Below are 10,882 nucleotides of genomic sequence, written 5' to 3' on the forward strand. Positions count from 1 at the left end.
TCTATCCAGCGGCCTTGACAAGGCCGCAACCGGCAGTTGCGGCAGGAAATTTTCAATACAAAATGGAAAAATTCCCCGGAGAATTACTCCGGGGAATCGGCTTTTTCAGCAGTTTTCTTTTTGAGAGCCCGGATAGACCGGAGGGAGGGCAGGCCCAGAAGTCCCAGGAGACCGCCCAGCAGCAGGCTGCCCCAGCCAAGGGCCTGGGGATGGCGGAGGATGGCCCCCTGTACCACATTGAGCATAAAGCTGCTGCTCAGGGTGAGGGGCTCATGGGAATATAAGGCAGACAGCTCCAGGTGTGCCAAGTCTGCCTGATAGAAAAAGAAGGGAGCCATCACCACCAGCCAAGCGGCGATCACCGCCAGAAGCACCCATCGGACCCACACCGCCCACCGGCGGGTGGGGGGATCTGCCCGCAGCAGCACCAGACACCCCCGGGCCAGGGTCCATCCCAGCAGCAGATAAAACAAGGGGTGCACCAGGAAAACTACCAGATAGCTCACCGACACGATGTAGGATTCCTGCATCAGCTGCTGTCCCCAAGCCCGACCGGCGGCCTCCAGAATACCCAACAGGGCCGTCACCACCGCGCTGACGGCCAGCCGCCGCAGACGCCGGATGTGGGCCTCCCGGTCCGCCGGGGCGTAAAGGATCTCCTTGACGTCAGCGTCCAGCGCCGCCGCCAGGGTCGTCAGCATCTCCACGTCCGGCCTGGATCGGCCCGTCTCATAGTTGGAGACGGTCTGCCGGGTGACATGGAGGGATTCCGCCAGCTGGTCCTGGCTCCAGTTTCGCTGCTGGCGCAAAAAGCGGATGTTCTTGCCGATCTCATTCATGGGCCGGGCCTCCTTTGCTTCCCCATTGTACGCCGGAAGGGCGGTTTTTGTCACGCAAAGAGTCTTTGCGGCGGGGAAAGCTGCACGTTCACAGCACTTTTCCCTTCCGCTCTCCGGTGTATTGCCCCTCCGCAATGGCGGGAACGCCGGATACAAATACATAGCCCATGCCGGCGGCAGTCTGCTCCGGATTTTGCCAGGTGTCTCGCTCGTGGATGGCGGCGGGGTCGAAGAGACACAGGTCCGCGTCGGCGCCTGGCTGGATGCGGCCCTTTTGGACAAGGCCCAGCCGGTCCGCCGGAAGGCGTGTCATTTTATGGACAGCCTCCGGTAATGTCAGCACATGCCGCTCCCGGACATAGGATTCCAGGACCCGGGGGAAGGTGCCGTACACCCGGGGATGGAGCAGCCCGCCTACCGGATAGGTGGCGTCGGAGATGACAGAGGAGAAGGGGGTACGGAGGATGTCGTCGATGTCCGCCTGATCCGTGATGCGATCGATCATGGAGGCGGCGCAGTGCTCCCGGGCCAGAAGGTCGAACAATACGTCGTAGGGATCCCGGCCCACCTGGGCGGCAATGTCTGCCAGGGATTTTCCCTCGTAAGGCCGGTCGCCGGGGGCGTGGAGGGAGGTGGGCAGGATGTTCTCAAAGCCCACCAGCAGCGAGATGTTCTCAAAATCCGTCCCCGTCTCCATGCGCGCCCGCATGGCCGCACGCTTGCCCGGATCCCGGAGGGCGGCCGTCAGGGCCTCCATGCCTCCGGCCTGAAACTCCGGCGGCAGCACATGGATCAGCTGGGTGGACCCTGCGGGGTAGGGGTAGACGTCGCAGGCGATGTCCAGCCCCTCCTGCCGGGCCTGGGAGAGCATCTTCAGCATCCGGGGCACCGCCCGGCGCCAGTTGCGCCGCCCGATGGCCTTCAGGTGGCTGATCTCCACCGGGGTGCGGAGGTTCCGGGCCACGGTGAGCATCTCGGTCAGGGCTTCCACCACGCCGTCCCCCTCCTGGCGCATGTGGACGGTGACGGGCACACCGGAATCCCGCAGGGGTTCCAAGGCCCGGATGAGTCCGGGGGTGTCGTAAAAGCACTCGGGCGCGTAGCCTAGTCCCAGGGAGACGCCCAGGGCGCCGTCCCCCAGGGCCCGCTCCAGGAGAGCGTGAAGCTGACGGTATTCTTCGTCTGTCAGAGGCCCGTCCCGAAAGCCCGCTACGCAGGCACGAAGGGTGCCCATGCCCACCAGAGTCCCCACATGTAGGGCAGGCGCGGCGTCGGCAGCCTGGGAGCGGTAGGCGGCCAGGGTGGGGAAGTGGCGGGCTGCCAGCTCTCCCACAATGGGGGAGAGGTATTGCAGCACCGATGCCCGGTGAGGCCCGTCCACCGGAGCCAGGGACAGCCCGCAGTTTCCGTTCACCACCGTGGTAAGGCCCTGGGAGAGCTCCGCAGGGCCGAAGCCGGGACGAAACAGGGCATCGTCGGCGTGACGGTGGATGTCCAAAAAACCGGGGGTCAGGGTGCGCCCGGCGGCGTCAATGATCTGATGGGCCGGGACATCTCCCAGGTCGCCCACTGCGGCAATGGTGCCGCCCGATATGCCCACGTCTCCGGAGACGGCGGGAGCGCCGGATCCGTCCAAAATCTGTGCGTTCCGGATCAGATAGTCCAACATAGCCGGACCTCCTTCCAATTTGGCACCAGTGTAGCATTCGGAGTACAGCTTTGCAAGGGCGGGCTGTAACTGCTTTGTAATGACTTCTGCCTGGAAAACCGATAAAATGAAAAAAATACCCCCAATGACTGTACAGAGGAGGGACTTTTATGGCCGGCGTATGTATGCGGGAGTGTGAAACGTGTTCCCTGCGTCAGGAGTATGGCTGCCGGGGCTGCCTGGAGTCCGGCGGGCAGCCCTTCTGGGGAAGCTGCCAGGTGGTGGCATGCTGCCACAGCCGGGGGCAGCAGAATTGCGGCCAGTGTGGCGACGGGCCTTGCTGCTCCAAGGTACAGGAGGCGCAGCGCCGCCGGGAGGAGTGGCCCCAGAAGGAGGCCCAGCTTCAGGCCCACTGGCAGGCGGGTATGGCCCGCCGGACTCCGGTGCTGGCCAAATGGCTGCCGGTGCTGTTCTGGGTGCTTCTTTGCTCCCGGGCGGTGAATCTCCTGGATCAGCTGGGCATCACCGCGGGATTGCAGGGGGCCGTGACGGTGGTGGAGGTGCTGACCGGCCTGGGGCTTCTGGTGGTGTACTGGAAGCTGGCACCCTTGTCCCGGCGGCTGCGTACCCTCTGGCGGCTGGAGTTGGTACTCCAGCTGGTGAGTGTTGCCCTCCTGGTGGGGATGTTCCTGGCGGGAGACCGTTTCTCCGCGGAACAGATCCCGCAAGATGCACAGTTGGGCGTGGTACTGGGGGCTTTGGGGCTTGTTCTGGGACTCCTGGCGGTGGGTCTGGTGGTCCAGTGCCTGTTTTACGGGGCTATGGCGGAGGAGCTGGAGCAAAGCGCCGTCCCGTCACCGCCCGGCGCATTTCAGAGCGTTTTTCAGTCCCTGCCCCAGCATTTGGCTGACAACTGGCGGCTGCTGCGCAAATGCGTGCTGGGCAGCCTGGGAGCTGCGGTGGGCGGCTTGATCTTGGGAATCCTGCTGGGCAGTCTGGGCGGCCTGGGGCTTTTGTTTGTCCTGCTGGCTTTGGCGGCGGCTGTGGTAATGATCGGCTGCATGGTGGCGGAGCTGGTGATCCTGTGGAAGACCAGTTGTTTTTTCCGGGATGCCTTGGGGGATCTTCCGGCCCTGCCGGAGGGAGAGCCGTGAATCCACGACATATACATACAATTATAAAATAAAGAGAGCGGACGCAATGGCGTCCGCTCTCTTTTGTTGTAAGTATAAAGAACTCAGTCCTCGCACAGGCCGGCGGTGATAATGGCCATGGAGTAGACCTCCTGGGCGTTGCAGCCCCGGGAAAGGTCGTTGATGGGGGCGTTCAGGCCCTGCAGGATGGGGCCGTAAGCGTCGAAGCCGCCCATGCGCTGGGCGATCTTGTAGCCGATGTTGCCGGCGTTGATGTCGGGGAAGATGAAGGTGTTGGCGTGACCGGCCACGGTGGAATCGGGGCACTTGGTGTGAGCCACACGGGGAGAGACGGCAGCGTCGAACTGCAGCTCGCCGTCGATGGCCAGATCAGGAGCAGCGGCCTTGGCCTTGGCGCAGGCATTGCGCATCTTGTCCACGTCCTCGCCCTTGCCGGAGCCCAGGGTGGAGTAGCTCAGGAACGCGACCTTGGGATCGATGCCGAAGACCTTGGCGGTGGCAGCGGTCTCCAGGCCGATCTCCACCAGCTCGTCCTCGGTGGGCTTGATGTTGATGGCGCAGTCGCCCATGGCCAGGACCTCGCGGTCACCGGTAGCGGAGGGACGCACCAGAATGAAGCAGGAGGAAACGATCTTGCTGCCGGGCTTGGTCTTGATGATCTGCAGGGCAGGACGGACGGTATCGGCGGTGGAGTAGGTGGCGCCGCCCAGCAGGGCGTCGGCATAGCCCATCTTCACCAGCATGGTGCCGAAGTAGTTGGGCTGCATCAAAGCGGCACGGCACTGCTCCTCGGTCATCTTGCCCTTGCGCAGCTCCACCATGGTGGCGACCATCTTGTCCATGTCGGCAAAGGTGGCGGGATCAATGATCTCGGCGCCGCGGATGTTGAAACCGATCTCCTCGGCGGCAGCCTGAATCTCGTCGGGGTTGCCCACCAGAACGGGGGTCAGGAACGTACCGGAGAGCAGACGGGCAGAAGCCTCCAGAATACGGGCATCGGTGCCCTCGGTGAACACGATCTTGCGGGGATGGGCCTTGAGCTTTTTAATCAGAAATTCAAACATGTGTCTTCCTCCCGAAAAAATATCAGATTGGGAATACAAATTATACTATTTTTTATTATACTCGGCAAAATCCGGCGGTCAATTATAAAATAAAAATTTCGTAACAAAAAAATGAACTGCACCTGGGTGTCCTTCTGTGGGATGTGTCGAACAATGTTTCTGCCCACAAGGGGTTGTGGTTGGAAAAAATCGTAAAAGATTTGGAAATTCGCAACTTTTTTCGTAAAAATAGGCTTGACGAACCGGGAAAAAGAGGGTATTATAAAGCGGTAACAAATTGTAACTATTTTTCTTTCGACCCTTCGAAGGAGACTGTATGAACGAAGATTTGAAACGAGGTAACAATCCGGGCGGAACCTCCGGCCGGGGCGGCAAACGCCTGGCCCGGAACCCCCGGGAGGCAGAGGGCCGTGCGGGCTCCCGCCTGAGCGACACGGTGCGCCTGTCCGTCAAGCGGATCATCTCCGCCCAGCAGGGCGCCGCAGGGGAGGAGCCCCAGGCCCTGGAAGAGAAGGCCCAGCCCCGTTCGGCTGCAGCGGCCACCCAGGAAGCGCCGGTCTGGCAGGATGAGGCCCAGGAGGCCCGTCCCCCCAGAAAGAAGAGCCTGGCGGAGCGGGTGAAGCTCTGGAGCCGGGGAGACGACGAGGCGGAGAGCCCCTTCATCCGGTTTTATCAGGCCATGCGCCAGCGGATCCGGGGCCGGATTCGCCACTGGCGCTACATCATCCGGGAAAACCGGGCGCGGAACTTCCCGGAATCTGAGCGCATGGTGATCCAGCTGGCGCTGTTTGTGTGGAATCTGGTGCCCATGCTGGGCGCTCACCTGCGGGAGCGGCTGGATCATCGCCGCCGCCGGGGCGCCAGAAAGAGTTTCCCCAAGCTCTTTGGCGGGAAGAAGATCCACCCCGCCGCCTTTTTGGGCGCCGGCTGCGGCTTTGCCGCCGTGGTGCTGTTCTTCTCCTTCTATACGGTGGGCACCACCGTCACCTATGAAGGACAGGTTGTGGCGGCGGTCAGCTCCCGAAGCGCGGCGGAGGCCGCCTGTCAGGATCTGGAGGCCCAGACCACCAGCACCCTGGGGGAGAACTGGAGCATCGATGCGTCCAAGCTGACGTATTCCACGTCTTTGCTGCCCCGCCAGGAAGTGGTGGACGGCGAGACCTTCGAGGAGGATCTCTCCGATCAGATCGGCCTGGTGACCCAGGCCTACTGCCTGTACGTGGACGGCGAGCTCATCGGCGCCACCCCCTATGAGGGCGCGCTGGAGGAGCTGCTGCAGCAGCTCAAGGACGCCGCCACCAACGAGAACACCATCTCCTGCGAGTTTGCGGAGGATGTGGAAGTCAAGTATGAGTATGTGCCCAACGATCAGGTGATGAACCTGGGCTATCTGGCGGAGACGCTCTACTCCACCAAGACCGCCGAGGTCACCTATACCGTGGTCAAGGGGGACACCTGGTCTGAGATCGCCGAGGACCACGGCCTCACCTCCGCAGAGCTGCTGGCTCTGAACCCCGGCTACAACATCGATAAGCTCCAGATCGGCGAGGTGCTGACCCTCTCCGCTTCTGTGCCCTACCTCACCATGACGGTCCAGCAGCGGGAGTACTATGTGGACGAGATCCCCTACGATATCGAGTACACCGACAGCGCCTACCTCTACAAGGGCGATTACAAGGTCACATCCGCCGGCGAATACGGCGCGGCGGATGTGGTGGCCAACGTCACCTACGTCAACGGCGAGGAGACACAGCGTACCATTCTCTCCTCCGTGACCCTCAAGGAGCCTGTTACCGAGCAGCGCCTCCAGGGTACCAAGGAGCGGCCCACCTGGCTGCCCACCGGTACTTTCCGCTGGCCCACCTCCGGGCGGATCACCTCCTACTTCGGCGGCCGTTCCTCTCCCGGCGGTATCGGCTCCACCAACCACAAGGGCATCGACATTGCCGGCAGCTACGGCACACCCATCTACGCCGCTGACGGCGGCACCGTGACTTACGCCGGCTGGATGGGCGGTTACGGCTACCTGGTTCAGATCAGCCATGGCAACGGCTATGTGACCTACTACGGCCACAACTCCAGCCTGCTGGTGTCTGTGGGAGACCATGTCTACAAGGGCCAGCAGATCGCCCGTATGGGCTCTACCGGCAACTCCACCGGCAACCACTGCCATTTCGAGGTCCGCTACAACGGCGTGGCCAAGAACCCCCTGAACTATCTGCCCTGAGTTGGCAACAGATAAAAAACGAGCGTCCGGCCTGGCCGGACGCTCGTTTTCATTTATGCACCGGTGGACTTGTGTGCCTCCACCCGGCGGGCGATATAGTCCGGGACCTCCTCACAGGGGATCCCCAATGCCACGGACAGCTCGCTGTGGAGCAGTTGCTGGGCCTGCTTGGCAAACCGTTCATCCACGGCCCCGGCCCGGCGGCCCTTGGCCATGGCCTGTTGGCGCTTGACATAGACCGACATCACCAGTTCCGCCAGATCCCGGCAGCTGCCTGTGCGAACCAGCTCCTGATAGTGCCGGGAGAGCAGCTGCAGCGAGGGAGCGTGGTAGGCGGTGGCATGGATGGAGGAGATCTCGTCAATGAGGGCGTCCGCCTCCTGGGCGGAGATCACCGGGCGGATGGGGATCTTGGCCTGATCCGCCGGCGTGTAGATGACGCCGTCCTGATGCAGGGGCCGCAGCTGGTAATAGGGCCGCTCCTTCTCTCCCGGGGCCGGCTTGGGACAGGTGACAGCCTCTACCCGGCACACGCCGGTGGGGCCGTAGACCACCAGATCGCCTGGCTGAAACATGATACATCCTCCTTATCAAAACCCGATTATTTCCAATGTTAATCATATTTTACCACACTTTTTCTGGATAAATGTAAGGGCTAATTTCCGCCTGCCCCCGGAAAACCGCCCCGGGACGGGGAAGTTTTCCTTTCCGCCGCCGCCGGGGCATGCTATACTATAAGATCCGGGATTCCCCGGGGCACCCGGTCAGATGCCGGGGCGTGGGGAACGAGACCACAACAAAAGAGAATGCGAGGAGACCATATGGAGAAAAGTTTTGCCGGCAGCAGCCAGTATGTGGCGTCGGAGGAGCTGATGAGCGCGGTGAATGTGGCGGTGACGCTGGAAAAGCCCCTGCTCATCAAGGGCGAGCCGGGCACCGGAAAGACCATGCTGGCCCAGGCAGTGGCGGAGGCCATGGGCCTGCGGCTGATTATCTGGAACGTGAAGTCCACCACCAAGGCCCAGGACGGCCTGTATGTCTACGACGTGGTGCAGCGGCTCTACGACAGCCAGTTCGGCACCCACGGCGTGGACGACATCGCCCGCTACATCAAGCTGGGCAAGCTGGGCGAGGCCTTCCGGTCGGAGGAGCGGGTGGTGCTGCTCATCGATGAGATCGACAAGGCGGACCTGGAGTTTCCCAACGACCTCCTCTGGGAGCTGGATCAGATGGAGTTCCACATCCCCGAGACCGGCGAGACGGTGAAGGCCAACCACCGGCCGGTGGTCATCATCACCTCCAACGCGGAAAAGGAGCTGCCGGACGCCTTTTTGCGCCGGTGCGTGTTCCACTATATCGATTTCCCCGACAAAGAGCAGATGGAGCGCATCGTCCGGGTCCACTTCCCGGATCTGGAGCAGAATCTGGTGAACCAGGCCCTGGCTGCCTTTTACTGGGTCCGGGAGCTGCGGGACATTGAGAAAAAGCCCAGCACCTCGGAGCTGGTGGACTGGCTGCGGGCCCTGGCCTCCGGCGGCATCGACCCCAGGGAGCTGGAGAAGCGGATCCCCTTTGCCGGGGTGCTGCTGAAAAAGGACAAGGACCTGACGGCCCTCCACCGGGCCAAGCGGTGAGCCTATGTTTGCGGATTTTTTCTATCTGCTGCGCCGGCGGGGGCTGGACGTGTCCCTCAACGAATGGCTGACGCTGCTGGAGGGGATGGAGCGGGGGCTCCACCGCTCCTCCCTCACGGGATTTTATCAGCTGTGCCGGGCGGTGCTGGTGAAGAGCGAGGCGGAGTACGACCGCTTCGACCAGGTGTTTTTGGAGTATTTCCGGGATATCCCCTGGAAGGGAGAACTGCCGGAGGACCTGCTGAACTGGCTGAATCACCCCTCCGAGGACCTGCGCCGCACCATTGAGCAGTTGCGGGCCCAGGGATTGCCGGATCAAAGCCTCCAGGAGCTGCTGGACCTTTTGGAGCAGCGGCTTCAGGAACAGACGGAGGAGCACAACGGAGGCAATTACTGGGTGGGCACCCAGGGGCGCTCCCCCTTCGGCAACGGCGGCTGGCACCCCGGCGGCATCCGTATCGGGGGAGAGGGGCACTCCCGCACCGCCATGACGGTGGCGGGGGAGCGGAAGTTCCGGGATTTCCGCCGGGACAACACCCTGGATACCCGCCAGTTCCAGATGGCCTTCCGGACACTGCGCCAGCTCTCCGTTCAGGCGGACAGCGCCGAGAAGGTGCTGGATGTGGACGGAACTGTCCGGGATACCTGCGACAACGCCGGGACGCTGAAGGTCCGCTACCGCAGTCCCCGGAAGAACACCGTGAAGGTGCTGCTTTTGATGGACTCCGGCGGCTCCATGGAGTATTACGCGGGACTTTGCAGCCGCCTCTTTCAGGCGGCCACCCGGTCCAACCACTTCAAGGAGCTCCACACCTACTATTTCCACAACTGTGTCTATGAGGAGGTCTACCGCTCTCCCCGGCTGCGGTGGGATGAGGCGGTGGAGACGGAGTGGCTGCTGAAGAACTTTGACAGCTCCTATAAGGTCATCATCGTGGGGGATGCCGCCATGAGTCCCTACGAGCTGCGGGAAAAGCAGTACCAGTGGGGACGGGGGACCTACGGGCCCTCGGGGCTGGAGTGGCTGGAGCGGCTGCGGCGCCAGTTTCCCTATCTCATCTGGCTCAACCCGGAGCCCATGCCCAGCCGGCCGGACTACTGGACCCAGACCCACTGGCAGCTGGGGCAGATCTTCCCTATGTACCAGCTCACCGCCGACGGCCTGGAGGCGGGCATGCGCCGCCTGATGGTGCGCCGTTAACGTTCCGGCGCAGGGGGAAGAGGCTTTTTTGCCTGCTTTTTGTGCAGCTTTTTCCATGTTTTCCTTTACAATATATCATTTCTCCGGTATAATACTATAGCTAATGTAAAAATAGGGGAATGGAGTAACGCAATGGCACTGATCGAATACGACGAGTACAAGCAGAAGCTCCGGGAGCTGGGCCCTGAGTTGGAGAAGCTCTCCGCGGCGCTGGACATCGACAGCGCCCGCTCCGAGGCCGCCCGGCTGGAGGATGAGACCGCCCAGGATGGATTCTGGAACGACCTGGAGCGCTCCCAGAAGGTGCAGCAGCGCCTCAAGCAGCTGCAGAACAAGGTGGCCCGGCAGGAGAAGCTCATCCACGAGTGGGAGGATCTCACCGCCCTTTGCGAGATGGGCCAGGAGGCCGATGACGCCGAACTGCTCCAGGAGCTCAAGGACGGGTTCCACACCCTGGAGGAGAAGGTGGAGGAGTCCCGGATGGCTACGCTCCTCTCCGGGGAGTACGACAGCCACAACGCCATTTTGACCTTCCACGCCGGTGCCGGCGGCACCGAGGCCCAGGACTGGACCCAAATGCTCTACCGGATGTACACCCGCTGGGCAGAGCGGCATGAGTTCACCTACCAGATCCTCAACTACGAAGACGGTGACGAGGCGGGCATCAAGTCCGCGTCCATCTCCATCGAGGGCGAGAATGCCTATGGCCTTTTGAAGAGCGAGAACGGCGTGCACCGTCTGGTGCGGGTCTCTCCCTTTGACGCCAACGCCCGCCGGCAGACTTCCTTTGCTGCGGTGGAGGTGATGCCCGAGATCGAAGATGACGACGAGATCGAGATCCGGGACGAGGATATCGAGATGCAGGTCTACCGGGCCTCCGGCGCCGGCGGCCAGCACGTCAACAAGACCTCCTCCGCTGTGCGTCTGATCCACAAGCCCACGGGCATCGTGGTGGCCAGCCAGCAGGAGCGCAGCCAGTTCCAGAACAAGGACAACTGCATGAAGATGCTCAAGTCCAAGCTCATGGAACTCAAGGCCCAGCAGCATGCGGAGAAGATCTCCGATATCAAGGGCGTGCAGATGAAGATCGAGTGGGGCAGCCAGATCCGCTCCTA

The 10,882-nt window shown here is 62.2% G+C and carries 9 protein-coding genes; 5 read left to right on the forward strand and 4 right to left on the reverse strand.

Features of this window, described 5'->3' with window-relative positions; genetic code table 11:
- Positions 1–83: 83 nt before the first annotated feature.
- A complete protein-coding gene (locus ACT67G_RS07730; RefSeq protein ID WP_443663866.1) occupies positions 84–839 on the reverse strand; it encodes a helix-turn-helix domain-containing protein in 756 nt (251 codons plus the stop codon).
- Positions 840–927: 88 nt separating this feature from the next.
- Positions 928–2,508, reverse strand: coding sequence for an N-acyl-D-amino-acid deacylase family protein (locus ACT67G_RS07735; protein WP_443663867.1), 1,581 nt, complete (start codon positions 2,506–2,508; stop codon positions 928–930).
- A gap of 149 nt (positions 2,509–2,657) precedes the next feature.
- On the opposite strand from ACT67G_RS07735, the gene ACT67G_RS07740 reads away from it, so the two are divergent.
- Complete coding sequence (locus ACT67G_RS07740; protein WP_443663868.1) at positions 2,658–3,641, forward strand: DUF3795 domain-containing protein; 984 nt, start codon at positions 2,658–2,660, stop codon at positions 3,639–3,641.
- An 83-nt stretch (positions 3,642–3,724) separates the two neighbouring features.
- On the opposite strand, the gene pta is transcribed toward ACT67G_RS07740, so the two are convergent.
- On the reverse strand, positions 3,725–4,705 hold the full coding sequence (gene pta / locus ACT67G_RS07745; RefSeq protein WP_325245640.1) for a phosphate acetyltransferase: 981 nt from the start codon (positions 4,703–4,705) through the stop codon (positions 3,725–3,727).
- Positions 4,706–5,021: 316 nt separating this feature from the next.
- On the opposite strand from pta, the gene ACT67G_RS07750 reads away from it, so the two are divergent.
- Positions 5,022–6,932, forward strand: a complete 1,911-nt coding sequence (locus tag ACT67G_RS07750) for a peptidoglycan DD-metalloendopeptidase family protein (protein WP_443663869.1) — start codon at positions 5,022–5,024, stop codon at positions 6,930–6,932.
- A gap of 53 nt (positions 6,933–6,985) precedes the next feature.
- On the opposite strand, the gene ACT67G_RS07755 is transcribed toward ACT67G_RS07750, so the two are convergent.
- Entirely contained in the window at positions 6,986–7,507 is a 522-nt protein-coding gene (locus tag ACT67G_RS07755) for a CarD family transcriptional regulator (protein WP_325245636.1), read from the reverse strand.
- 246 nt (positions 7,508–7,753) lie between these two features.
- On the opposite strand from ACT67G_RS07755, the gene ACT67G_RS07760 reads away from it, so the two are divergent.
- From ACT67G_RS07760 to prfB, 3 genes are all read left to right on the forward strand, one after another.
- The gene (locus ACT67G_RS07760; RefSeq protein ID WP_443663870.1) at positions 7,754–8,566 is read left to right on the forward strand and encodes an AAA family ATPase; all 813 of its coding nucleotides are present in this window, start codon (positions 7,754–7,756) and stop codon (positions 8,564–8,566) included.
- A 4-nt stretch (positions 8,567–8,570) separates the two neighbouring features.
- Positions 8,571–9,767, forward strand: a complete 1,197-nt coding sequence (locus tag ACT67G_RS07765) for a vWA domain-containing protein (protein WP_325245633.1) — start codon at positions 8,571–8,573, stop codon at positions 9,765–9,767.
- A 132-nt stretch (positions 9,768–9,899) separates the two neighbouring features.
- The coding region (prfB, locus tag ACT67G_RS07770; RefSeq protein WP_443663871.1) for a peptide chain release factor 2 at positions 9,900–10,882 on the forward strand (983 nt) is incomplete at its 3' end.

This window comes from Dysosmobacter sp. (genome assembly GCF_052306735.1).
GTDB lineage: Bacteria > Bacillota > Clostridia > Oscillospirales > Oscillospiraceae > Oscillibacter.